A 22,662-nucleotide genomic window follows, 5' to 3' on the forward strand; every position below is an offset into this window, starting at 1 on the left:
TTACTTGATCAGACCATCCAGCGGCGAAGAGGCGCTGGCGTAGAGTTTTTTCGGCATGCGACCGGCGAGGTAGGCCAGGCGGCCCGCGACGATGGCGTGGTTCATGGCTTCGGCCATCATGATCGGTTGCTGGGCATGGGCGATGGCCGAGTTCATCAGCACTGCGTCGCAGCCCAGCTCCATGGCGATGGTCGCGTCGGAGGCCGTGCCCACGCCCGCATCCACCAGCACCGGGATCTTGGCTTCTTCAAGGATGATCTGCAGGTTGTACGGATTGCAGATACCCAGGCCGGAACCGATCAGGCCGGCCAGCGGCATCACGGCAATACAGCCGATTTCCGCCAGTTGCCGCGCGATGATCGGGTCATCGCTGGTGTAGACCATCACGTCGAAGCCTTCCTTGACCAGGGTTTCAGCGGCCTTGAGGGTTTCGATCACGTTGGGAAACAGGGTTTTCTGGTCGGCCAGCACTTCCAGCTTCACCAGGTTGTGGCCGTCGAGCAGTTCACGGGCCAGGCGGCAGGTGCGCACGGCTTCGATGGCGTCGTAGCAACCGGCGGTGTTCGGCAGGAAGGTGTAGCGATCCGGCGACAGCACTTCGAGCAGGTTCGGCTCGCCTTCGATCTGGCCGAGGTTGGTGCGGCGCACGGCGAAGGTGACGATCTCGGCGCCCGAGGCTTCGATGGCCAGGCGGGTTTCTTCCATGTCGCGGTACTTGCCGGTGCCGACCAGCAGACGGGACTGGTAGGTACGACCGGCCAGGACGAAGGGCTTGTCGCTACGAACGATGCTCATGGGAAATCCTCGAAATGGGGTGAGGTTCTGCAGAATTCAGGAAGCTGCGCGATCAGCCGCCGCCGATGGCGTGGACCACTTCGACCTGGTCACCTTCGGTGAGCGCGGTCTCGGCGTGCAGGCTACGCGGGACGATATCCAGGTTGAGTTCCACTGCGACGCGACGCCCGGTGAGGTCCAGGCGGGTCAGCAGGGCCGCAACGGTTTCACCGTCGGGCAGTTCAAAGGATTCGCCGTTCAACTGAATGCGCATGCCACGGGCCGCCATCGTTTTTAGGGGCCCGCATTCTAGCCCGATCAAGGTTGATGACCCAAGTCCCTCGGTCAGATCGCCTGCAAGCGCCAGGCAGCCAGCCCCAGGAAAAACCAGCCCAGCAAGAACGCCAACCCGCCAAATGGCGTGATGATGCCCAGCTTGCTGATGCCCGTCATCGTCAGCACATACAAGCTGCCGGAGAACAACAGGATGCCGACAGTAAAGGAGATGCCCGCCCAGCTGACCAACCGACCAGGAATATGCGCGGCCAGCAACGCTACGCCGAACAGCGCCAAGGTATGTACCAGTTGGTAGGTCACCCCGGTATGGAAGATCGCCAGGTACTCTGCGCTCAAGCGGTTTTTCAGGCCATGGGCGGCGAACGCGCCAAGGGCCACACCGGTGAAGCCAAAAAAGGCAGCCAGCATCAGAAAGCTACGCAGCATCAGGAACTCCAGTCAGACTCATCGGGCAGGGTCTGTATAATGGCCCGCTCAACGGGTTCGGCCAAGCCATCTCTATGCTGCGTCTCCTCTTCAAACGCTTTCTCAATGTCGTTAAATGGTTTGCCATCGCCAGTGTGCTGTTGGTGCTGCTGTTTCGCGTCGTCCCGCCGCCCTTCACCGCGCTGATGGTGGAGCGCAAGGTCGAATCCTGGTTCGACGGCGAACCCATTGACCTGCAGCGCAGTTGGGTGCCGTGGGACGAGATCTCCGATGACCTCAAAGTGGCGGTGATGGCCGGTGAAGACCAGCGTTTCCCGCAGCACTGGGGCTTTGATTTCGGCGCGATCCAGGCGGCTATCCAGCACAACGAGCGCGGTGGTTCGATACGCGGCGCCAGCACGTTGAGCCAGCAGGTGTCGAAAAACCTGTTCCTGTGGGCCGGCCGCAGTTATTTGCGCAAAGGCCTGGAGGCTTGGTTTACCGGGCTGATCGAGGTGTTGTGGCCCAAGCAGCGGATTCTTGAGGTGTACCTCAACAGCGTGGAGTGGGATGAAGGCGTCTTCGGCGCGGAAGCAGCCGCGCGGCATCACTTTGGGGTGAGTGCCAAGGGGTTATCGCGGCAGCAGGCCAGCTATTTGGCCGCGGTGTTGCCGAACCCTCGGGTGTGGAGTGCCAGTCATCCGACGGCGTATGTGGCAAGGCGCGCTGCTTGGATTCGGCAGCAGATGGGTCAGTTGGGTGGCGATGGTTACTTGGTTGAGCTGAACAACTCCCGCAAGGCCCCCTGGTCCGACTGACACAACACAAACAACTGTGGGAGGGGGCTTGCCCCCGATAGCGGTGGACCAGTCACTTTGATGTTAACTGACACTCTGCTATCGGGGGCAAGCCCCCTCCCACATTTTTACCGCGTAGCGTTTTAGGCGGCGATCGACAACTTCAGCTTATTCATCGCGCTTTTCTCAAGCTGACGAATCCGCTCGGCCGACACGTTGTACTTCTGTGCCAGGTCGTGCAGCGTGGCTTTTTCTTCCGCCAACCAGCGCTGGTAGAGGATGTCACGGCTGCGGTCGTCCAGCACTTCCAGCGCTTCGTGCAGGTTGTGATTGGAGTTGTCACTCCAGTCCGCATCCTCCAGTTGACGCGCCGGGTCGTACCGGTGGTCTTCCAGGTAGTTGGCCGGCGATTGGAAGGCGCTGTCGTCGTCCGCTTCGGCGGCCGGGTCGAAGGCCATGTCATGGCCGGTCAGGCGGCTTTCCATCTCGCGCACTTCACGCGGTTCCACGCCCAGGCTTTCGGCCACGCGGTGGACTTCCTCGTTGTTCAGCCACGCCAAGCGTTTTTTCTGGCTGCGCAGGTTGAAGAACAGCTTGCGCTGGGCCTTGGTGGTCGCGACTTTCACAATGCGCCAGTTGCGCAGGATGAACTCGTGGATTTCCGCCTTGATCCAGTGCACAGCGAACGACACCAGGCGCACACCCATCTCAGGGTTGAAGCGCTTTACCGCCTTCATCAGGCCAACGTTGCCTTCCTGGATCAGGTCAGCCTGGGCCAAGCCGTAGCCGCTATAGCTACGGGCGATATGTACAACAAAACGCAGGTGGGCGAGCACCATCTGCCGAGCCGCCCCCAAATCCTGCTCATAGTAGAGACTCTCGGCCAGTTCACGCTCCTGCTCGGGCGTCAGCAATGGAATGCTGTTGACCGTGTGCACATATGCTTCCAGGTTCGCACCCGGGACCAAGGCATAAGCAGGTTGCAAAGAAGTGGTCATACGAAAAAACCTCCGACTCACATAACTCGTGCAGTTCAGCACTGCGAAAATTGACCGGGAACCGTAGGACAAGTTCCCTAAACCACTGATACGGTCAATACAAACGAAACCACATTAATCTGACATTAACTACTTCGGTGCCAGCTCACGTAAATGCCGAGCGACCGCAATCCAAGCACCGATATACCCCAACAATACCGCGCCAAGCAAGAGACTCAGACCATCGGCTACCGGCACACCGGCCAGCGCGAAATCGCTGCCGTAGAGTCCGGCCAGCCCGACCACCGCGTCGTTCAGCCAGTCCAGGCCAAATGCCAGCACCCCCCAGGACAAAATCCCCGCACCGAGGCCATAAAGCGCGCCCATGTACAGAAATGGACGACGCACATAGCTGTCCGTGCCGCCGACCAGTTTAATCACTTCTATCTCTGTGCGACGGTTTTCAATATGAAGACGAATGGTATTACCTATCACCAAAAGTAATGCAGACACCAACAGCACCGTCAGGCCGAACACAAACCGGTCGCCGAGCTTGAGGATCGCCGCCAGGCGCTCTACCCAGACTAGATCAAGTTGTGCCTGCTGCACCTTCGGCATCTCTGCGAGCTTTTGTCGCAGGGCCTCCAGCGCCGGCTTGTCGACTTCATTCGGCGTCACCAGCACCACGCCCGGCAGCGGGTTCTGCGGCAACTCCTTGAGCGCCTCGCCCAGGCCGGATTGTTGCTGGAACTCTTCCAGCGCCTGATCGCGGCTGATGTACTCGGCATCCGCCACGCCGGGCAGGTTCTTGATGTCATCGCGCAAGGACTCGCCGTCTTTAGCGCTGGCGTCGATGTTCAAGTACAGCGAGATCTGCGCCGCGCGCTGCCAGGAGCCGCCCAGGCGCTCCACATTATTAAGCAGCAGCGACAGGCCCATCGGCAGGCTCAGGGCCACCGCCATCACCAGGCAGGTGAAAAAGCTGCCGATCGGCTGTTTGCCCAGGCGGCGCAGGCTGTCGAGCAGGCTGGCGCGATGGCTTTCGATCCAGGCGCGCAGCAAGGTGCCGAAGTCCGGACCGTCGTCATCGTGATCGTGTTTTTTCTTCTGCGGTTGCGGGTCGGCCGGTTTCGGCGCCACGCGCTCGGAGACTTTTGGGCTGCGTGTTGCACTCATACGCCGGCCTCCCCATCACCGATCAGGCGGCCGCGTTGCAGGGTCAGCATGCGATGGCGCATGCGTGCGATCAGCGCCAGGTCGTGGCTGGCGATCAGCACGCTGGTGCCCAAGCGGTTGATGTCTTCGAACACCCCCATGATCTCGGCCGCCAGGCGCGGGTCGAGGTTACCGGTGGGTTCGTCCGCCAGCAGCAGGGCCGGGCGATGGACGATGGCGCGGGCGATGCCGACGCGCTGTTGCTGACCGGTGGAGAGGTCGCCAGGGTAGAGATCGGTCTTGTCCGACAGCGCCACGCGCTCCAGGGCCGAATCCACGCGCTTGACGATCTCGGCCTTGGACAGCCCGAGGATCTGCAACGGCAGCGCCACGTTGTTGAACACGGTGCGATCGAACAGCAACTGGTGATTCTGGAACACCACGCCGATCTGGCGGCGCAGGAACGGGATTTGCGCATTGCTGATGGTTGCCAGGTCCTGGCCGGCCAGCAGCAGTTTGCCGGTGGTCGGGCGCTCCATGGCCAGCAGCAGGCGCAGCAACGTACTTTTACCGGCGCCGGAGTGGCCGGTGACAAACAGAAATTCGCCGCGACGCACTCGAAAGCTCAGCTCATGCAAGCCGACATGCCCGTTGGCATAGCGTTTACCGACCTGTTCGAATCGAATCATGAACGCTCCCGCTCGGCAAAGAGTGCCTGTACAAAGGGTTCGGCTTCAAAGGTGCGCAGGTCATCAATGCCTTCACCGACACCGATATAACGAATCGGCAACCCGAACTGTTTGGCCAGGGCGAAGATCACGCCGCCCTTGGCCGTGCCGTCGAGCTTAGTCAATGCCAGGCCGGTCAGTTGGACCGTCTGGTTGAATTGTTTGGCCTGGCTGATGGCGTTCTGGCCGGTACCGGCATCCAGCACCAACAGAACCTCGTGCGGCGCGTCTGCGTCGAGCTTGCCGATCACGCGACGGACTTTTTTCAGCTCTTCCATCAAATTGTCTTTGGTGTGCAGGCGACCAGCGGTATCGGCGATCAGCACATCGATGTTCCGCGCTTTGGCGGCCTGCACCGCATCGAAGATCACCGAGGCGGAATCGGCGCCGGTGTGCTGGGCGATGACCGGGATCTTGTTGCGCTCGCCCCAGACCTGCAGCTGTTCAACCGCTGCGGCACGGAACGTATCGCCCGCCGCCAGCATCACCTTCTTGCCTTCGGACTGCAGCTTTTTGGCCAGCTTGCCGATGGTGGTGGTCTTGCCGGCGCCGTTGACGCCCACCACCAGGATCACAAACGGCTTTTTCGGGGTGATCACCAGCGGCGCTTCCACCGGCTTGAGCATGGCGGCCAGCTCGGCCTGCAGGGATTTGTACAGCGCGTCGGCGTCGGTCAGTTGCTTGCGCGCGACCTTCTGGGTGAGGCTCTGGATGATCACGGCGGTGGCTTCGACACCCACGTCGGCGGTGAGCAGGCGGGTTTCGATGTCTTCCAGCAATTCGTCATCGATGACCTTTTTACCCAGGAACAGGCTGGCCATGCCTTCGCCGATACTGGCGCTGGTCTTGCTCAGGCCTTGCTTGAGGCGGGAGAAAAAGCCGGCTTTGCTGGTTTCAACAGGGGCAACGGGTTGCTCGATGACCGCAGGAGCGGCAACCAATGGCTCGACCGCCACGGGTGCTGGTGCTGGTGCTTCAACGATAACCGGCTGCGGCTCAACGATCACCGGAATCGGTGGAACCACATGCTCGGCCTGCACATCTTCAACCAGTGCCACGGGCTCTTCAGCCACCGGCAGTTCCAGCCATGGCTTGTGCTCGGGTTCCGGCTCAGGTTCCGGCTCGGCCTCGGCGACCGGCTGCAATACCGGCTCAGCCATCGGCAATACCACCGGCGCCGGGGTTTCGGCGACCGGCTCGGTTTCTACTATAGGCTCGGGGATCGGTTCGGCTTGAACCTGCGGCTGTTCGTCAACGGTTTCCTGCGGCTTTTTGCGCAGCCATCCGAACAGGCCTTTTTTCTCGCCAGCCGGGGCTGGGGTCTTCTTGTCGTCGTTGGAACCAAACATGGAGACGGCTATCTCAAGGTAGCGATGCGCCAGGGCGCCTCGGTAAATAAATTCGATGCAGAACAGACTGCTTTAACGCCCGCTTGTTCATGCGCAACATTTTGTAAGGCGTAAATAAAGGCCTCAACAAATCGACTCAATATAGGACTGAAGCGACAAAATCGGCGAAAAGTGGAAGATCATCGGGGAAACCCTCCATCTATTCCAACATTCCTACGACCGGATTCGGGACAAGATGACTACCGCAGTGGCCGTCCCTAAATCGGATCAGTATCCTAGCACCTCCTCGCCCGCCGACGCTAAGACCAAGCGGGCAGCCCAACAGGTTTAAAAACGAATGAATGCTCTAGCCCGCCGCGCCGCAGGCCTGCTGTTCAGCACAGTTTGTCTGCCTCTTTCAGCCTTGGCTGCCGACCCACAACCCACCCACGAATTCACCCTGGACAACGGCCTCAAGGTCGTCGTGCGCGAAGATCATCGCGCCCCGGTGGTGGTTTCCCAGGTCTGGTACAAGGTCGGTTCGAGCTATGAAACCCCGGGCCAGACCGGTTTGTCCCACGCCCTGGAACACATGATGTTCAAGGGCAGCGCCAAGGTCGGCCCCGGCGAAGCCTCGCTGATCCTGCGCGACCTGGGCGCCGAAGAGAACGCCTTTACCAGCGATGACTACACCGCTTACTACCAGGTGCTGGCCCGCGACCGCCTGGGCGTTGCCTTCGAGCTGGAAGCCGACCGCATGGCCAGCCTGCGCCTGCCGGCCGACGAGTTCAGCCGCGAGATCGAGGTCATCAAAGAAGAGCGTCGCCTGCGCACCGACGACAACCCGATGTCCAAGGCCTACGAGCGTTTCAAGGCCATGGCATTCCCCGCCAGCGGCTACCACACGCCGACCATCGGCTGGATGGCTGACCTGGACCGCATGAAAGTCGAAGAGCTGCGGCACTGGTATCAATCCTGGTACGTACCGAACAACGCCACCCTGGTCGTGGTCGGCGACGTCACCCCGGACGAGGTGAAGAACCTCGCCCAGCGCTACTTTGGCCCGATTCCCAAGCGCGACGTACCACCGGCCAAGATCCCGATGGAACTGGCCGAACCCGGCGAGCGCCAGCTGACCCTGCATGTGCAGACCCAACTGCCGAGTGTGATGCTGGGCTTCAACGTACCCGGCCTGGCCACCGCCGACGACAAACGCTCGGTACAGGCTCTGCGCCTGATCTCCGCCTTGCTGGACGGCGGCTACAGCGCACGTATCTCCGAGCAGTTGGAACGCGGTGAAGAGCTGGTCTCTGCTGCGTCCACCAACTACGACGCCTATACCCGCGGTGACACCCTGTTCATGTTGAGCGCCACACCCAACCAGCAGAAAAAGAAAACCGTCGCCCAAGCGGAAGCCGGCCTGTGGCGCCTGCTGGACGAGCTGAAGGCCAAGCCGCCGACCGCCGAAGAACTGGAACGCATCCGCGCCCAGGTCATTGCCGGCCTGGTCTACCAGCGTGACTCCATCACCAGCCAGGCCACGGCCATTGGCTCCCTGGAGACCGTCGGCCTGTCGTGGAAATTGATGGACACCGAACTTGCCGACCTGCAAAGCGTGACGCCGGAAGATATCCAGAAAGCCGCACGCACCTATTTCACCCGCGAACGTCTCAGCGTCGCCCATGTCCTGCCTCAGGAGACCGCTCATGAGTGATCGCAAAAGCAGCCGCCTGATCCTGCCTGGCCTGATCGTCGTTACCCTGATCGCCGCCGGTGCCGTGTACTTCCTGCGCCCGAGCGAATCCGTCGCCAGCCAGGCCTTGGAAAAAGCCCAATCGAGCAACCAGCTGCAATCCCTGGCGGAACTGGACGGCAAAGCCCCGACCAACCGCAAGCTCGATGTGCAAACCTGGACCACCGCCGAAGGCGCCAAGGTGTTGTTCGTCGAAGCCCATGAACTGCCGATGTTCGACGTGCGCATCCTGTTCGCCGCCGGCAGCAGCCAGGACGGCAACGTACCGGGCCTGGCGCTGATGACCAACGCCATGCTCAACGAAGGCGTGCCGGGCAAGGATGTGAGCCAGATCGCCCGCGACTTCGAAGGCCTGGGCGCGGACTTTGGCAATGGCGCGTACCGCGACATGGCGCTGGTGTCCCTGCGCAGCCTCAGCGACAGCGACAAACGCGACGCGGCGCTCGCGCTGTTTGACGACGTGATCGGCAAACCGACCTTCCCGGCCGACTCCCTCGCGCGAATCAAAAACCAGATCCTGGCTGGCTTTGAATACCAGAAGCAAAACCCCGCCAAGTTGGCCAGCCTTGAACTGTTCAAGCGCCTGTACGGCGATCACCCTTATGCACACCCCACCGAAGGCACGCCAGAGAGCGTCCCGAAGATTACCCTGGCACAGTTGCAGGCCTTCCACGCCAAGGCATACGCAGCGGGCAACGCGGTGATTGCGGTGGTCGGCGACCTGACCCGCGCCGAAGCCGAAGCCATGACGGCCAAGGTTTCCGCATCGCTGCCCAAGGGCCCGGCCCTGGCAAAAATCGCCCAGCCGACCGAACCCAAACCGGGTTTGAGCCGTATCGAGTTCCCGTCCAAGCAAACGCACCTGCTGTTCGCGCAACTGGGCATCGACCGCGCCGACCCGGACTACGCCGCCTTGTCGCTGGGTAACCAGATCCTCGGCGGTGGTGGTTTCGGCACCCGTTTGATGAGCGAAGTGCGCGAGAAACGTGGCCTGACCTACGGCGTGTACTCCGGCTTCTCGCCGATGCAGGTGCGCGGACCGTTCATGATCAATCTGCAAACCCGCGCAGAAATGAGCGGCGGCACCTTGCGCCTGGTCGAGGACGTGGTGGCCGACTACCTCAAGACCGGCCCGACGCAAAAGGAGCTGGATGACGCCAAGCGCGAGCTGGCCGGCAGCTTCCCGTTGTCTACCGCGAGCAACGCCGATATCGTCGGGCAGTTGGGCGCCATGGGTTTCTATAACCTGCCGCTGAGCTATCTGGAAGATTTCATGAAACAATCCCAGGCCCTGACCGTCGATCAGGTCAAGGCTGCAATGAACAAACACTTGAGTGCCGACAAGATGGTCATCGTGACCGCCGGCCCGACCATTGCGCAAAAGCCACTACCGCCCCCCACTGATAAACCCGCCGAGCAGCCGCTCGGGGTTCCGGAGCATTAATGGCCAGTTCATCTCGCCCGAAAAAACCTGTCCACAACGTGCATAACGGTGTGGGCCAACTGCGCATCATTGGCGGTGAATGGGGCAGCCGCAAGCTGAGCTTCCCTGACGTCGTAGGCCTGCGCCCGACGCCGGACCGCGTGCGTGAAACCCTGTTCAACTGGCTTGCGCCGTACATCGCCGGCGCCAAGGTGCTGGACCCGTTCGCCGGCAGCGGCGCACTGTTCCTGGAGGCGCTGTCCCGCGGTGCCGCACAGGCTCAGGCGCTGGATGCGAGCAATGTCGCAGTCTCCAGCCTCAAGGAACACCTGGGCACCCTGCGCTGCACCAACGGTCAGGTGCAAACCGCCGACGCGCTGCGCTACCTCGAAACCCAGGCCGCCAGCGAATACGACGTGGTGTTCCTCGACCCGCCGTTCAACCAGAACCTGCTGCCGACCGTGTGCGCACTGCTGGAAGAACGTCAATGGCTGGCACCGGACGCGTGGATCTACACTGAAAGCGAGACCGCGCCTTCCACCCTGGGCTTACCGGGCGCATGGCGCCTGCACCGGGAGCAGAAGTCCGGGCGAGTGCATTACGCGCTGTGGCACCGCAGCGCCGCCTGACCCGTAGTGAGCGGGCTTGCCCCGCGCTGGGTGGCGAAGCCGCCCTAAAACCAGGCACCTGCAGTCTGCCTGGAAGAATGCATTGGCCGGATTAGGGCGGCTTCGCCACCCAGCGCGGGGCAAGCCCGCTCACCACAGAGATTTGCATGAACCCTTGCGCTGAAAAATTCACCCCCGCCTTCGGCCTTGGCAACCCCCACCTGCAAACGCTGTGGGGCCCGCTGTGGCGACCCACCACCCACATCGAACGCCAACGCGAACGTCTGTGGCTGGAAGACGGCGACTTCCTCGACCTCGACTGGCACGGCCCCCACGACGCGCAAGCGCCGTTGGTGCTGGTGTTGCACGGGCTGACGGGCTCCTCCAACTCGCCCTACGTGGCCGGCCTGCAAAAAGTCCTTGCCGCGCAAGGCTGGGCCAGCGCGGCGCTGAACTGGCGCGGGTGCTCGGGCGAACCAAATCTGTTGGCGCGCAGCTATCACTCGGGCGCGAGCGAAGACCTGGCAGCGACGATTGCCCATCTGCGGGCCAAGCGGCCGTTGGCACCGTTGTACGCCGTGGGTTATTCACTGGGTGGCAATGTGCTGCTCAAACATTTGGGCGAAACCGGCGAGGCGTCAGGGCTGCAAGGCGCGGCGGCGGTGTCGGTGCCGTTTCGCCTGGACCAGTGTGCGGACCGTATCGGCCTGGGCTTTTCGCGGGTTTACCAGAAGCATTTCATGCGTGAAATGCTGGCGTATATCCGCGTCAAACAAAGCCGCTTTCTACAGGATGGGCGGGCGGATGGGCTGAAAACCCTGGAAGCCCTGGGCTCATTGGAGAAGATGCGCACGTTCTGGGATTTCGATGGCCGGGTTACCGCGCCACTGCACGGCTTCTTGAGTGCAGAGGACTATTACCGCCGTGCATCGAGCCGCTATTACCTGGGCGATATCCGCACACCCACCCTGATCATCCAGGCAGCGGATGACCCGTTTGTGTTCGCCCACAGCCTGCCCGAGGCACATGAACTGTCGGCGTGCACGGAGTTTGAACTGCTGGCCAAAGGGGGGCATGTCGGCTTTGTCGATGGAACCCTGAAGCGCCCCGGTTATTACCTGGAGCGCCGCATTCCTGACTGGCTGCTCAGTCGCCGGTAGCGATTCCCCGCGCCGGATCGTTAATCCACTCACTCCACGACCCCGCATACAACTTGCCCAACGGATACCCCGCCAGGCTCAAGGCGAACAGGTTGTGGCACGCCGTCACCCCCGAACCGCAATACGCCACCAGCTCATCTGGCGAGCGCCCCTGCAATTGGGTGGCGAAGCGCTGCTTGAGCTGCTCAGCCGGCAGGAAGCGGCCGTCGCTGCCGAGGTTTTCGTTGAACGCCGCGCACTGCGCGCCAGGGATGTGCCCGGCAATCGGGTCGATGGGCTCCACTTCACCGCGAAAGCGCGGTTGGGCGCGGGCATCGATCAGGGTCAGGCCGGGTTGGCCCAGGCGTTCTTGCAGGTGTTCGGCGTCCAGCACCATTCGATTATCCGGCGTACCGACGAAAGTGCCCGGCTCAACCACCGGTGCGTCGAGGCTCAACGGGAACCCCGCCGCATGCCAGGCCTTGAGGCCGCCATCCAGAATAAACACGCCATCACGCTTGCCCAGCCAGGCCAGCAACCACCAGGCCCGTGCGGCATAGGCGCCAGGGCCGTCGTCGTAGAGCACCACGTCGGTGTCGGCATTGACGCCCCAGGCCCGCAATTGCTCGGCGAAGACATTCGCTGCCGGCAATGGATGACGGCCGGTCACGCCCTTGGTCACCGGCCCGCTGAGGTGGCGCTCCAGATCGGCATACTGCGCGCCTTCGATATGCCCTTCGGCATAGCTGCAGCGCCCGTAATCCGGGTCTTCCAAGGCAAAGCGGCAATCGAGGATCACCAAACCGCCGGCCTTCTGGCGTTCGGCCAATTGCTGGGGGCTGATCAGTTGGGCAAGCGGCATGACGGACTCCTATGAACAGATTCGGGAAAGGTCCTACTTCACTTCTTCCAATGCCTGATTCAACGGCACATAAAATTCTTTGAACAATGCATCCACTGCCTCTTTGGCCTGGGGCGTGACAAACCCAGCCTCCAGCACCAACACCTGATACACGCCACGCTTGATCGCCTCGGCGCTCAAGTGGGCGGAGTTTTCGTTGGTGGTGCACAAAAAACGCACCCAGGAGGTGAGGATAATCCAGGCATTGAGGGTCAGGGCTTCGGTTTGCACCGGGTCCATATTGAGAATACCGGCGTCGACAAACCCCTGGTAAATGGCGCCGCCCTGGACCAGGCAGCGTTGGGAAAAGCGCCGATAGCCAGTGGCCAATTCCGGGTCGCTTTCCAGCAGGTGTTCGAGGTCGCGGTGCAGGAAACGGTAGCGCCACATGCCGGCCAATACGGCTTGCAGGTAGAAACGTTTGTCTTCGACAGTGACGGCGCGGCCTTGGGGCGGGCGCAGGAAACTGTCCACCAGGGCTTCGTATTCGCGAAACAGCAAGGCGATGATCGCCTGCTTGTTGGGGAAGTGGTAGTACAGGTTGCCCGGCGAAATTTCCATATGGGCGGCAATGTGGTTGGTGCTCACACTGCGCTCACCCTGCTGGTTAAAAAGCTCAAGGCTGGTTTGCACAATGCGCTCGCTGGTCTTTACTCGTGGTGCCATAGGGGATCAGCTTCTGTACACGTGATGGGGCATCTTACGACCTATTCTCGTAGGGATAAATCCGCATGTAGGCGTAATGACATTTGACAATTTAGAGTAATGACTCTAAAAATCCAGGCAGACCTATAACAATCGGGAACGCCGCCATGTCCGCCAACGTTGCCTACCTGCAAGATACCCAGGCGCTGGATCAACTCCAGCACCTGTTCGACACCCAGCGCCGTGCCTACGCAGCCAACCCGATGCCGCCAGCGGCCCAGCGCCAGCAATGGCTCAAGGCCCTGCGCGATCTGCTCAGCGACGAGCGCCAGGCGCTGATCAACGCGATCAGCCAGGACTTCAGCCACCGCAGCGCCGACGAAACCCTGTTCGCTGAACTGATGCCCAGCCTGCATGGCATTCACTACGCCAGCAAACACCTCAAGGGCTGGATGAAACCTTCCCGCCGCGCTGTAGGCATTGCCTTCCAACCCGCGTCAGCCAAAGTCATCTACCAACCGCTGGGCGTGGTCGGGGTGATCGTGCCCTGGAACTACCCGCTGTACCTGGCCATCGGCCCCTTGGTTGGCGCGTTGGCGGCGGGTAACCGGGTGATGCTCAAGCTCAGCGAATCCACTCCCGCCACCGGCGAACTGCTCAAGGCGCTGCTGGCAAGAATCTTCCCCGAGGACCTGGTGTGCGTGGTGTTGGGTGAAGCGGAAGTCGGCATGGCCTTCTCCAAACTGCCCTTCGATCACCTGCTGTTCACCGGCGCCACCAGCATCGGCAAGCATGTGATGCGTGCAGCGGCCGAACACCTCACGCCGGTCACTCTGGAATTGGGTGGCAAGTCGCCCGCCATCGTGTCTGCCGACGTACCACTCAAGGACGCCGCCGAACGTATTGCCTTCGGTAAAGCGTTGAACGCCGGCCAGACCTGTGTCGCGCCAGACTACGTGCTGGTACCGGAAGACCGGGTCGACGCGTTCGTCGCGGCCTACACCCAGGCCGTTCGCGGATTTTATCCGACCCTGGTCGACAACCCGGACTACACGGCCATCATCAATGAGCGGCAACTGGCCCGGCTGAATGCCTACGTCAAGGACGCCACCGACAAAGGCGCCACCTTGATCCCGCTGTACGACCAGGGCCAGGCACGGCGCATGGCCCACAGCCTGTTGCTGAATGTCAGCGATGACATGACGGTGATGCAGGACGAAATCTTCGGCCCGGTGCTGCCGATCGTGCCGTATCGCGGCCTTGACCAGGCCTTTGCCTACATCAACCAGCGCCCTCGCCCACTGGCCCTGTACTACTTCGGCTACAACAAGGCCGAGCAGAACCGCGTACTCCACGAAACCCATTCCGGCGGCGTGTGCCTGAACGACACCCTGCTGCACGTGGCCCAGGACGATATGCCGTTTGGCGGCATCGGCCCGTCGGGCATGGGCCACTACCACGGTCATGAAGGTTTTCTCACCTTCAGCAAGGCCAAGGGCGTGCTGGTGAAACAGCGCCTGAACGCGGCGAAGTTGATCTACCCGCCCTACGGCAAATCCATTCAGAAGTTAATCCAGAAGCTGTTCGTTCGCTGAAACCGCCACCCACGGGACAACAATAACAATGAACCCTAGCCTGACTGATTCACCTGCGCTGTCGCGGCGCGGCGTCTTGAAAATCGGCCTGTGCGCCAGCGCGTTCCTGGCCACCGCCGGGTTGGGCGCCAGCCTCAGCGGTTGCTCCAGCAGCACCCCGGCCAGCGGCTTTGCCCTGTTGCGCAGCAGTGACTTGCCGTTCTTGCGCGCGGTCATCCCGGTACTGCTCGAGGGCGTGGCCAGCGCCCAGGAAGTCGCCAGCGGGGTGGAAGACACGCTTAAAAAGCTCGACTTCAGCCTGCAGCGCCTGTCGCCGGAAATGTTCAAGCTCACCCAGCAATTGTTCGACGTATTGAGCATGGGTATCACCCGCGGGCCGTTGACCGGGATTTGGGGCAGTTGGGAAAACGCCAGCGGCGAGCAGATCCGCAATTTCCTGCACCGCTGGGAGAACAGCTACCTGAACCTGCTGCGCATGGGCCAGGGCTCGCTGCTCAAGCTGGTGATCATGGCCTGGTACTTCCAACCGGCGTCCTGGGCCCACTGCGGCTACCCCGGCCCGCCGAAGATCTAGCCTTGATAACCGCCCCCCCTGTGGGAGGGGATGTGCAGTGTTTTCCCGAACTCAACTTCGTACAAAAATAAGAGTGCATTCCTATGCCCGTACCTGATCTGTTCCGCGACGGCATGGCCCGTGGCTGGAAAACCCACAATGGCGCCGCCCTCGACAACGACCTGACCCTGGAAGCCGACGTGGTGATCATCGGCAGCGGTGCGGGGGGCGGCACCACCGCTGAAACCCTCAGCGCAGCGGGCTACAAAGTGCTGCTGATCGAAGAAGGCCCGCTCAAGACCAGCAGCGATTTCAAGCTGCTCGAAGACGAGGCCTACACCAGCCTGTACCAGGAAGGCATCGGCCGCATGAGCAAGGACGGCGCGATCACCATCCTGCAGGGCCGGGCCGTGGGCGGCACCACGCTGATCAATTGGACGTCGAGCTTTCGTACCCCGGACGCCACCCTCGCCCACTGGGCCAGCGAGTACGCCGTGAAAGGCCACAGCAGTGCCGAAATGGCGCCCTGGTTTGAAAAAATGGAACAGCGCCTGGGCATCGCGCCCTGGGCTCTGCCGCCCAACCCCAACAACGATGTGATCCGCAAAGGCTGCGAAAAGCTCGGTTACAGCTGGCATGTGATCCCACGCAACGTGCGCGGCTGCTTCAACCTGGGGTATTGCGGTATGGGCTGCCCGGTCAACGCCAAGCAGTCGATGCTGGTGACCACGATTCCGTCGACCCTGGAGAAGGGTGGAGAACTGCTCTACCTGGCCCGTGCCGAACGCCTCATCTACAGCGGCGACACCATCAGCAGCCTGGAATGCGTGGCCATGGACGCCCTGTGCGTGGCGCCGACCGGACGCAGGATCACGGTGAAAGCCAAGCATTACGTGCTATCGGGCGGCGGCATCAACAGCCCTGCGCTGCTGATGCGCTCGGACGCGCCCGACCCGCACTCACGGCTGGGCAAACGCACCTTCCTGCACTTGGTGAATTTCTCCGCCGGGCTGTTCGATGAGGTGATCAACCCGTTCTACGGGGCGCCGCAGTCGATCTATTCCGACCATTTCCAGTGGCAGGACGGCACCACCGGCAAAATGTCCTACAAGCTGGAAGCACCGCCTTTACATCCAGCGTTGGCCAGCACCTTGCTCGGCGGCTACGGCACCCAGAACGCCCTGGACATGAGCCAATTGCCTAACACTCACGCGATGCTGGCGCTGCTGCGCGACGGCTTCCACCCTGACAGCCCGGGCGGCAGCGTGGAGCTGCGCGGCGATGGCACGCCGGTGCTTGACTATCAGGTGTCGGACTACGCCTGGGATGGCTTGCGCCGTGCGTTCCACAGCATGGCCGAGATCCAGTTCGCCGCAGGCGCCACGTCGGTCAAGCCGCTGCATCACGATGCGCGCTACGTGAAAACCTTGGGAGAAGCGCGCGCAATGATTGAAGGCCTCAACCTGGAATTGCACCGCACCTGCCTGGGCAGCGCCCATGTGATGGGCGGATGTGCCATGGGTGAGGACCCCAAAAATGCGGTGGCCGACAGCCTCGGGCGCCATCACCAGTTGCGCAACCTGTCGATCCACGATGGGTCGCTATTCCCCACCAGCATTGGGGCCAATCCACAATTATCGGTGTACGGCTTGACCGCGCAACTGGCGACGGCATTGGCCGAACGTCTGAAAACGGCATGAAAAAACCGTCGATTAACGGCATGTATCTCCATAAGTCGACTTGGCCGACCGGGATGGCTGCGATACCATCCGATTCCCCAACGGACTCCGCCAGGACGACGCGATGAACCGAGTGTTGTACCCAGGTACCTTCGACCCGATTACCAAAGGCCATGGCGATCTGGTCGAACGTGCCTCACGCTTGTTCGACCATGTGATCATCGCGGTCGCGGCCAGCCCCAAGAAAAACCCGCTGTTTCCCCTGGAGCAGCGCGTGGAGCTGGCGCGTGAGGTCACCAAACACCTGCCCAACGTGGAAGTGGTGGGTTTTTCCACGCTGCTGGCGCATTTCGCCAAAGAGCAGAACGCCAACGTATTCCTGCGCGGCCTGCGCGCGGTGTCGGACTTCGAATACGAATTCCAGCTGGCCAACATGAACCGCCAACTGGCGCCGGACGTTGAAAGCCTGTTCCTCACCCCGTCGGAGCGTTACTCGTTCATTTCCTCGACGTTAGTCCGTGAAATCGCCGCTTTGGGCGGAGATATCACCAAGTTCGTACATCCGGCCGTGGCCGATGCGCTGACGCTGCGCTTCAAGAAATAATTCTGATGAGCGGTCCAGTTGTAGCCATCGGGCTTGCTGTGGTGAGCAGGCTTGCTGTGGTGAGCGGGCTTGCCCCGCGCCGGGCTGCGCAGCAGCCCCTCTGAACACACCTTGCCGTCAGGGTTTAGGGCCGCTTCGCGCCCCAGCGCGGGGCAAGCCCGCTCACTACAGACAAGCACCTACCTCAGGCTCGCACTGCGGGCGCCAATGCGGCACAATTGCGCGCATTAGTTTTCAGATGCCTTGGCTGACAGCCCTGGCAGGAGTTTCCATGTCCTTGATCATCACCGACGATTGCATCAACTGCGACGTCTGCGAACCCGAGTGCCCGAACGCCGCGATTTCCCAAGGCGAAGAGATCTACGTGATCGACCCCAACCTGTGCACCCAGTGTGTCGGTCACTATGACGAGCCGCAGTGCCAGCAGGTTTGCCCGGTGGATTGCATTCCGCTGGATGAAGCTCATCCGGAAACGGAAGAGCAGCTGATGGAGAAGTACCGGAAGATTACCGGTAAGGCCTGACGCTGTTTAGCGCCTGTCATGGCCTCGTCGGGGGCAAGCCCCCTCCCACAGTGAAAGTGTTCGCAATTCAAATGTGGGAGGGGGCTTGCTCCCGATGGCAATATCAGCCATCACATAGAATCAGCGCTGGCACCTAGGGCAAAACACACTCGCCCGCTGCCCCAGCAACACGTTGCGCAACTCGGTGCCGCAGACCTTGCACGCCTCCCCTCCCCGGCCGTAGACGAACAGTTCCTGCTGGAAATACCCCGGTTGCCCGTCGCCGCCGATAAAGTCTCGCAACGTGGTGCCACCGCGCTCGATGGCAGCCGCCAGCACACGCTTGATCTCGATCGCCAGCTTCAAATAGCGCCCACGTGAAATACCGCCTGCGGCCCGACGCGGGTCAATCCCCGCCGCGAACAGCGCTTCAGTCGCATAGATATTACCCACGCCCACCACCACCGCGTTGTCCATGATGAACGGCTTCACCGCCATCGACTTGCCACGCGACAGCTGGAACAAACGCTCACCGTCAAACAGCTCGGTCAGCGGCTCCGGCCCCAGGCGAAGCAGCAGTTCGTGATTGTGCGGGTCCTGGCTCCAGAGCATCGCGCCAAAGCGACGCGGGTCGGTATAGCGCAGGGCCATGCCCGATTCGAGTTCGATATCCACATGTTCATGCTTGGCCGCCGGCAGGCCGACTTCCACCAGGCGCAGATTGCCCGACATGCCCAAATGGCTGATCAAGGTGCCCACTTCGGCATTGATCAGCAGGTACTTGGCGCGCCGCTCCACCAACACGATGCGCTGGCCGGACAGGCGCACATCGAGGTCTTCCGGGATCGGCCAACGCAAGCGCCGCTCACGCACCACCACGCGGCTGACCCGCTGGCCTTCCAAGTGCGGGGCAATCCCGCGCCGGGTGGTTTCGACTTCTGGTAACTCGGGCATGTGTACCTCTTGCAAGAAGGATCAGTGGGCGCCGAGCTCGCGAATCGACAATTTCAAGCTCTCGAAGTCGTAGTCCGACAGGCCCACGTAGTCCAGCACCAGGTGGCTAATGGCATTCCACTCATGGTCGACCGCCTGGTTGCCTAGTACGCGGTAGGACGAGCAAATGTGCTCGGCCATTTTCAGGATCGCCAGCAGGTTTTTAAGCTGCGGATTGCGCGAAGACTCGTCGCTGAAAATCGCCAGGGCGTTGTGGTGGTTGGCGATCGCGTCGGTCACATGCTCCGGCAGGCGCCAGGACTTGGCGGTGTAGTAACCCACCACGGCATGGTTGGTGTTGAACGCGTTGTTCTCGGTGTCGACCACGCGGCAGTCGGGGCCGGCATTCGCATACGCCTGTTCCAGCACCGACATATAGCTGGGAAAGCGCTTGAGCATCAGCGGCACGCCACAGTCGTGGAACAACCCCAGCGCGTAGGCCTCATCCACCGCCTGGGCGCCGGTGCGCTTGGCCAAGGTGAGGCAAGTCATGGCCACATCCTGGGCGGTGTCCCAGAAACGGTTGAGCGTGACGATGGTGTCGTCGCTCATCTCGCCTTTGATCGACAGGGCGTTGATCAGGTTGATGATCGACCGGCTGCCCAGCAAATTCACCGCTCGCTGGATCGAGGCAATCTTGTTGCTCAGTCCGTAGTACGACGAGTTGACGATCTTCAGCAGCGCGCCGGACAGGCCGGGGTCCTGGGAGATCAACCGCGCGATCACTTCCAGGTCCGGATCGGGCATGTATTGCTCCATTTGCAAATCCACCATGATTTGCGGCTGGGGCGGCACGCTGATGCCTTGCAGGGCCTGTTGGATCTGTTCGGCGGAAAGCTCTTGGGACATAAGTACACACTCTGGGCTAGGCAGGGATTCTAACCCCTAAGCAAAGCTGACTGACACCTCAAAACCCGAATTGAAACCGGATCAAATGTGGGAGCTGGCTTGCCTGCGATGCAGGCGCCTCGGTGTAACAGTCAAACCGAGGTGAGGCTATCGCAGGCAAGCCAGCTCCCACATGTCCGGCGGCGCCACCGAGCCCTATACAAAAAGGTATACTCCCGCTCTTTTTTCCGGAGCGACGTCATGTCCCTGCCAAGCCTGCGTCTCAAAGCCAACGCCGATCGTCGTTTGCGCAACGGCCACCTGTGGGTCTACAGCAACGAAATCGACGTGGCCGCCACCCCACTTCACGGCTTCCAGGCGGGCGACCAGGCCATCCTCGAAGCGGCCGGCGGCAAGACGCTGGGCATCGTGGCCATGAGCCCGAACAACCTGATCTGCGCCCGCCTGCTGTCGCGCGACATCAAGTTGCCGCTGGACAAGTCGCTGCTCGTGCACCGCCTCAACGTTGCGCTGTCCCTGCGTGACCGCCTGTTCGACAAGCCGTTCTACCGCCTGGTCTACGGCGATTCCGACCTGCTGCCAGGCCTGGTAGTCGACCGTTTCGGCGACATCCTCGTGGTACAGATCGCCTCGGCGACCATGGAAGCCCATAAAGAAGACGTGATCGCCGCCCTGACCCAAGTGCTCAAGCCGAGCGGCATCCTGTTCAAGAACGACTCCGCCGCGCGCGACGCCGAAGGCCTCAACCGCTACGTCGAAACCGTGTTCGGCCTGGTGCCGGAGTGGGTGGCGCTGGAAGAAAACGGCGTGAAATTCGAAGCCCCGGTGATCCAGGGCCAGAAAACCGGCTGGTTCTACGACCACCGCATGAACCGCGCCCGCCTGGCCCCGTATGCCAAAGGCAAGCGCGTGCTGGACCTCTACAGCTACATCGGCGGCTGGGGCGTGCAAGCTGCGGCCTTCGGCGCCAGTGAAGTGTTCTGCGTCGACGCGTCGGCCTTCGCCCTAGACGGCGTGGAGCGCAATGCCGCACTGAACGGCGTTGCCGAGAAAATGACCTGCATCGAAGGCGACGTGTTTGAAGCCCTCAAGGAACTGAAAGCCAGCGAAGAGCGCTTCGACGTAATCGTCGCCGACCCGCCGGCCTTCATCAAACGCAAGAAAGACATGAAGAATGGCGAAGGCGCCTACCGCCGCCTGAACGAGCAAGCCATGCGCCTGCTCAGCAAAGACGGCATCCTGGTCAGCGCCTCGTGCTCCATGCACCTGCCGGAAGACGACCTGCAGAACATCCTGCTGACCAGCGCCCGACACCTGGACCGCAATATCCAGATGCTGGAACGCGGCGGCCAGGGCCCGGACCATCCGGTGCACCCGGCGATTGTCGAGACGCGGTATATCAAGAGCATTACGTGCCGGTTGTTGCCTAATAGCTAAGTCTTTTCTCGCATGGCACTGCCCAACCAAATTCGGGCAGTGTCAGGTCCTACTTCAAACGACAATGACCAGTTACTTTTTTGTACAAAGCCATAAACCATATATAGCTTCATCGTTACAGCAAAAACATACTACAGCATCACCGGAATACTCCCACACCCTCTGACTAGATAAATCAAAAATCAACGCCTAACCTAGTTTTGGTCACGCACCCTGCGTGACAGCAACTTAACGTAATGGAATGGAGAGTTGATATGAACCCAATTACACTTGAGTCAAAAACACTGCACGCATTCGCATTAATCGGAATACCTAAATAAGTCGTTGATTACAAGCTGGGTTGCATGCCAACCCAGCCCCAAGCAGAGGGTGTAAACAATGCAAATAAACCCCGATGTATTTTTTCTAGCCCAACCGCCGTCCTTAATAATCTGGAATTACAAGACCCATGAGCAATTTGAATTGGACAGCGCGCACTCGCAGCGTTTGATGGAGCTCATTCACGACATTTCACTTTATGATCCCGATTGTGGAATCGATTCAACTTTTACTAAGAACTCGATTCTTCTAGATGTGCCGACGTTAGGTAGCCAGTGGGGATGGGATATCCTGTCGAGGATATTCCACATAGGCACAAAAGATTTGTCGGACGCCGATCAGCCCGGCGACAGCAGCAGTTGGGCCGCCCAATACTTGGCCCATTGCCAGAGCGTGATGAGCACAAACCTTCCTGATTCAAATAGGTTTGCCCATCTTCAACCAGAAGACTATATAAACCTACCGCAACCCTTACCGAACGAATCGCTCAAAGAATATCACTCACTACACTACGCGCTAATCAAGCGAAAAACCTGCCGGTCCTATTTAAACAAAAGCGTTTCCCTAGAAGATTTAAGTACGCTGCTCTATCTGTCACTAGGACACTTAAAAGAGCGAACCCATGAAACTTAAAAGTTAACACCCGCCTCGTTTCGTGCTAGACGAAGCAGCCCATCCGGTGGCGGATTAAGTTCCAGCGAAGGCTATTTATATGCCTATAACGTAAGAGGCATAAACCCTGGACTCTACTATTACCATCCAACGCTGCACGCGCTTAGATTGATTCGCCGAGCCCAAGAACCTCTTGGGAGCTTCCTGAACGGTCAACACTTCATCGACAATCTACCGTTCGGCATTTTCATCACATCACGTTTCGACAAACTGTGGTGGAAATATCCACACTCCAGAGCCTATCGAGTTGCCCTGATAGAAGCTGGCCACATCGCACAAACGGCCCAACTCATTTCAACCGCCATGGGGCTTAACACATGGCTGTCCTCCGCAATCAACGACACGAAAGTCGAGAAAGCCCTCGGCATACAGGACCTTAGAGAGCAGTTAGTTCTTTTTGTAGGAGGAGGCTACAGTGATGGACGGGCTTTCAGCGATGAACTCGAACAGCTTTTGAGGACTGATTGAGATAAAGACAATGCAGCCGCTTACTGCATACCTTGGGAAAAAATCACTCATTTTTCTGATTG

General features: G+C 60.6%; 23 protein-coding genes and 1 pseudogene. 13 read left to right on the forward strand and 11 right to left on the reverse strand.

Annotated elements, in window-relative coordinates; all coding sequences use genetic code 11:
* The 3 genes from ACI512_RS01255 to ACI512_RS01265 all read right to left on the reverse strand — a co-directional run bounded on the left by ACI512_RS01255 (position 1) and on the right by ACI512_RS01265 (position 1,497).
* Complete coding sequence (locus tag ACI512_RS01255; protein ID WP_015886353.1) at positions 1-795, reverse strand: thiazole synthase; 795 nt, start codon at positions 793-795, stop codon at positions 1-3.
* A gap of 52 nt (positions 796-847) precedes the next feature.
* The gene (gene thiS / locus ACI512_RS01260; protein WP_015886354.1) at positions 848-1,048 is read right to left on the reverse strand and encodes a sulfur carrier protein ThiS; all 201 of its coding nucleotides are present in this window, start codon (positions 1,046-1,048) and stop codon (positions 848-850) included.
* Positions 1,049-1,119: 71 nt separating this feature from the next.
* On the reverse strand, positions 1,120-1,497 hold the full coding sequence (locus tag ACI512_RS01265; RefSeq protein ID WP_015886355.1) for a DUF423 domain-containing protein: 378 nt from the start codon (positions 1,495-1,497) through the stop codon (positions 1,120-1,122).
* A gap of 74 nt (positions 1,498-1,571) precedes the next feature.
* On the opposite strand from ACI512_RS01265, the gene mtgA reads away from it, so the two are divergent.
* The gene (gene mtgA, locus ACI512_RS01270; protein WP_064054324.1) at positions 1,572-2,294 is read left to right on the forward strand and encodes a monofunctional biosynthetic peptidoglycan transglycosylase; all 723 of its coding nucleotides are present in this window, start codon (positions 1,572-1,574) and stop codon (positions 2,292-2,294) included.
* Positions 2,295-2,416: 122 nt separating this feature from the next.
* Here the strand turns inward: mtgA and rpoH are convergent, their stop codons facing one another.
* The 4 genes from rpoH to ftsY all read right to left on the reverse strand — a co-directional run bounded on the left by rpoH (position 2,417) and on the right by ftsY (position 6,482).
* A complete protein-coding gene (rpoH, locus tag ACI512_RS01275) occupies positions 2,417-3,271 on the reverse strand; it encodes an RNA polymerase sigma factor RpoH (RefSeq protein ID WP_003176698.1) in 855 nt (284 codons plus the stop codon).
* 129 nt (positions 3,272-3,400) lie between these two features.
* A complete protein-coding gene (gene ftsX / locus ACI512_RS01280) occupies positions 3,401-4,426 on the reverse strand; it encodes a permease-like cell division protein FtsX (protein WP_231808090.1) in 1,026 nt (341 codons plus the stop codon).
* Complete coding sequence (gene ftsE / locus ACI512_RS01285) at positions 4,423-5,094, reverse strand: cell division ATP-binding protein FtsE (RefSeq protein WP_003234627.1); 672 nt, start codon at positions 5,092-5,094, stop codon at positions 4,423-4,425. Before ftsE ends, ftsX begins: the two co-directional genes overlap by 4 nt.
* A complete protein-coding gene (gene ftsY / locus ACI512_RS01290) occupies positions 5,091-6,482 on the reverse strand; it encodes a signal recognition particle-docking protein FtsY (RefSeq protein WP_236379791.1) in 1,392 nt (463 codons plus the stop codon). The genes ftsE and ftsY overlap by 4 nt, the downstream gene beginning before the upstream one ends.
* Positions 6,483-6,819: 337 nt before the next feature.
* On the opposite strand from ftsY, the gene ACI512_RS01295 reads away from it, so the two are divergent.
* The 4 genes from ACI512_RS01295 to ACI512_RS01310 all read left to right on the forward strand — a co-directional run bounded on the left by ACI512_RS01295 (position 6,820) and on the right by ACI512_RS01310 (position 11,405).
* Positions 6,820-8,175, forward strand: a complete 1,356-nt coding sequence (locus tag ACI512_RS01295) for a pitrilysin family protein (protein WP_015886359.1) — start codon at positions 6,820-6,822, stop codon at positions 8,173-8,175.
* Positions 8,168-9,658, forward strand: coding sequence for a pitrilysin family protein (locus ACI512_RS01300; protein ID WP_064054327.1), 1,491 nt, complete (start codon positions 8,168-8,170; stop codon positions 9,656-9,658). The genes ACI512_RS01295 and ACI512_RS01300 overlap by 8 nt, the downstream gene beginning before the upstream one ends.
* Positions 9,658-10,266: a 16S rRNA (guanine(966)-N(2))-methyltransferase RsmD gene (gene rsmD / locus ACI512_RS01305; protein ID WP_236379788.1), complete on the forward strand. Its 609-nt coding sequence runs from the start codon at positions 9,658-9,660 to the stop codon at positions 10,264-10,266. The genes ACI512_RS01300 and rsmD overlap by 1 nt, the downstream gene beginning before the upstream one ends.
* A gap of 146 nt (positions 10,267-10,412) precedes the next feature.
* Positions 10,413-11,405 (forward strand): hydrolase, encoded by a 993-nt coding sequence (locus ACI512_RS01310; protein WP_231809716.1) that lies wholly within the window; start codon positions 10,413-10,415, stop codon positions 11,403-11,405.
* Here ACI512_RS01310 and ACI512_RS01315 read toward each other — a convergent pair.
* Complete coding sequence (locus ACI512_RS01315; RefSeq protein ID WP_236378297.1) at positions 11,392-12,246, reverse strand: sulfurtransferase; 855 nt, start codon at positions 12,244-12,246, stop codon at positions 11,392-11,394. The genes ACI512_RS01310 and ACI512_RS01315 overlap by 14 nt on opposite strands.
* Before the next feature lie 33 nt (positions 12,247-12,279).
* Positions 12,280-12,951, reverse strand: coding sequence for a TetR/AcrR family transcriptional regulator (locus tag ACI512_RS01320; protein WP_015886364.1), 672 nt, complete (start codon positions 12,949-12,951; stop codon positions 12,280-12,282).
* Positions 12,952-13,097: 146 nt separating this feature from the next.
* Here ACI512_RS01320 and ACI512_RS01325 point away from each other — a divergent pair, with 146 nt between their 5' ends.
* The 5 genes from ACI512_RS01325 (at position 13,098) to ACI512_RS01345 (ending at position 17,884) form a co-directional block, all read left to right on the forward strand.
* Complete coding sequence (locus ACI512_RS01325; protein ID WP_236378295.1) at positions 13,098-14,525, forward strand: coniferyl aldehyde dehydrogenase; 1,428 nt, start codon at positions 13,098-13,100, stop codon at positions 14,523-14,525.
* A 28-nt stretch (positions 14,526-14,553) separates the two neighbouring features.
* A complete protein-coding gene (locus tag ACI512_RS01330) occupies positions 14,554-15,099 on the forward strand; it encodes a hypothetical protein (RefSeq protein WP_064054332.1) in 546 nt (181 codons plus the stop codon).
* 83 nt (positions 15,100-15,182) lie between these two features.
* Entirely contained in the window at positions 15,183-16,778 is a 1,596-nt protein-coding gene (locus tag ACI512_RS01335) for a GMC family oxidoreductase (protein WP_015886367.1), read from the forward strand.
* A gap of 103 nt (positions 16,779-16,881) precedes the next feature.
* On the forward strand, positions 16,882-17,361 hold the full coding sequence (gene coaD, locus ACI512_RS01340; RefSeq protein ID WP_003176711.1) for a pantetheine-phosphate adenylyltransferase: 480 nt from the start codon (positions 16,882-16,884) through the stop codon (positions 17,359-17,361).
* Positions 17,362-17,632: 271 nt separating this feature from the next.
* Entirely contained in the window at positions 17,633-17,884 is a 252-nt protein-coding gene (locus ACI512_RS01345) for a YfhL family 4Fe-4S dicluster ferredoxin (protein WP_003195146.1), read from the forward strand.
* Positions 17,885-18,004: 120 nt separating this feature from the next.
* Here the strand turns inward: ACI512_RS01345 and mutM are convergent, their stop codons facing one another.
* Positions 18,005-18,817 (reverse strand): bifunctional DNA-formamidopyrimidine glycosylase/DNA-(apurinic or apyrimidinic site) lyase, encoded by an 813-nt coding sequence (gene mutM / locus ACI512_RS01350; RefSeq protein ID WP_405121584.1) that lies wholly within the window; start codon positions 18,815-18,817, stop codon positions 18,005-18,007.
* A 21-nt stretch (positions 18,818-18,838) separates the two neighbouring features.
* A complete protein-coding gene (locus tag ACI512_RS01355; RefSeq protein ID WP_173390415.1) occupies positions 18,839-19,651 on the reverse strand; it encodes an HDOD domain-containing protein in 813 nt (270 codons plus the stop codon).
* Positions 19,652-19,945: 294 nt separating this feature from the next.
* Here ACI512_RS01355 and ACI512_RS01360 point away from each other — a divergent pair, with 294 nt between their 5' ends.
* The 3 genes and pseudogenes from ACI512_RS01360 to ACI512_RS01370 all read left to right on the forward strand — a co-directional run.
* Positions 19,946-21,142 (forward strand): class I SAM-dependent rRNA methyltransferase, encoded by a 1,197-nt coding sequence (locus ACI512_RS01360; protein WP_015886370.1) that lies wholly within the window; start codon positions 19,946-19,948, stop codon positions 21,140-21,142.
* Between the two features lie 378 nt (positions 21,143-21,520).
* A complete protein-coding gene (locus ACI512_RS01365) occupies positions 21,521-22,093 on the forward strand; it encodes a hypothetical protein (protein WP_329614651.1) in 573 nt (190 codons plus the stop codon).
* Between the two features lie 33 nt (positions 22,094-22,126).
* Positions 22,127-22,600, forward strand: a pseudogene (locus ACI512_RS01370) (SagB/ThcOx family dehydrogenase); the annotation flags it as partial.
* Positions 22,601-22,662: the final 62 nt, after the last annotated feature.

Source organism: Pseudomonas petroselini (genome assembly GCF_045037875.1).
In the GTDB taxonomy this organism is placed as follows: Bacteria; Pseudomonadota; Gammaproteobacteria; order Pseudomonadales; family Pseudomonadaceae; genus Aquipseudomonas; species Aquipseudomonas petroselini.

Excerpts from the sequence above, each read along its gene's own strand:
- mtgA (WP_064054324.1), top strand. The coding sequence starts at position 1,572 with ATGCTGCGTCTCCTCTTCAAACGCTTTCTCAATGTCGTTAAATGGTTT.
- ftsY (WP_236379791.1), bottom strand. The coding sequence starts at position 6,482 with ATGTTTGGTTCCAACGACGACAAGAAGACCCCAGCCCCGGCTGGCGAG.
- ACI512_RS01265 (WP_015886355.1), bottom strand. The coding sequence starts at position 1,497 with ATGCTGCGTAGCTTTCTGATGCTGGCTGCCTTTTTTGGCTTCACCGGT.
- ACI512_RS01365 (WP_329614651.1), top strand. The coding sequence starts at position 21,521 with ATGCAAATAAACCCCGATGTATTTTTTCTAGCCCAACCGCCGTCCTTA.
- coaD (WP_003176711.1), top strand. The coding sequence starts at position 16,882 with ATGAACCGAGTGTTGTACCCAGGTACCTTCGACCCGATTACCAAAGGC.
- rsmD (WP_236379788.1), top strand. The coding sequence starts at position 9,658 with ATGGCCAGTTCATCTCGCCCGAAAAAACCTGTCCACAACGTGCATAAC.
- thiS (WP_015886354.1), bottom strand. The coding sequence starts at position 1,048 with ATGCGCATTCAGTTGAACGGCGAATCCTTTGAACTGCCCGACGGTGAA.
- ACI512_RS01335 (WP_015886367.1), top strand. The coding sequence starts at position 15,183 with ATGCCCGTACCTGATCTGTTCCGCGACGGCATGGCCCGTGGCTGGAAA.
- ACI512_RS01320 (WP_015886364.1), bottom strand. The coding sequence starts at position 12,951 with ATGGCACCACGAGTAAAGACCAGCGAGCGCATTGTGCAAACCAGCCTT.
- ACI512_RS01300 (WP_064054327.1), top strand. The coding sequence starts at position 8,168 with ATGAGTGATCGCAAAAGCAGCCGCCTGATCCTGCCTGGCCTGATCGTC.
- rpoH (WP_003176698.1), bottom strand. The coding sequence starts at position 3,271 with ATGACCACTTCTTTGCAACCTGCTTATGCCTTGGTCCCGGGTGCGAAC.
- ACI512_RS01295 (WP_015886359.1), top strand. The coding sequence starts at position 6,820 with ATGAATGCTCTAGCCCGCCGCGCCGCAGGCCTGCTGTTCAGCACAGTT.
- ACI512_RS01255 (WP_015886353.1), bottom strand. The coding sequence starts at position 795 with ATGAGCATCGTTCGTAGCGACAAGCCCTTCGTCCTGGCCGGTCGTACC.
- mutM (WP_405121584.1), bottom strand. The coding sequence starts at position 18,817 with ATGCCCGAGTTACCAGAAGTCGAAACCACCCGGCGCGGGATTGCCCCG.
- ACI512_RS01345 (WP_003195146.1), top strand. The coding sequence starts at position 17,633 with ATGTCCTTGATCATCACCGACGATTGCATCAACTGCGACGTCTGCGAA.
- ACI512_RS01310 (WP_231809716.1), top strand. The coding sequence starts at position 10,413 with ATGAACCCTTGCGCTGAAAAATTCACCCCCGCCTTCGGCCTTGGCAAC.
- ACI512_RS01325 (WP_236378295.1), top strand. The coding sequence starts at position 13,098 with ATGTCCGCCAACGTTGCCTACCTGCAAGATACCCAGGCGCTGGATCAA.
- ACI512_RS01315 (WP_236378297.1), bottom strand. The coding sequence starts at position 12,246 with ATGCCGCTTGCCCAACTGATCAGCCCCCAGCAATTGGCCGAACGCCAG.
- ftsE (WP_003234627.1), bottom strand. The coding sequence starts at position 5,094 with ATGATTCGATTCGAACAGGTCGGTAAACGCTATGCCAACGGGCATGTC.
- ACI512_RS01330 (WP_064054332.1), top strand. The coding sequence starts at position 14,554 with ATGAACCCTAGCCTGACTGATTCACCTGCGCTGTCGCGGCGCGGCGTC.
- ACI512_RS01360 (WP_015886370.1), top strand. The coding sequence starts at position 19,946 with ATGTCCCTGCCAAGCCTGCGTCTCAAAGCCAACGCCGATCGTCGTTTG.
- ftsX (WP_231808090.1), bottom strand. The coding sequence starts at position 4,426 with ATGAGTGCAACACGCAGCCCAAAAGTCTCCGAGCGCGTGGCGCCGAAA.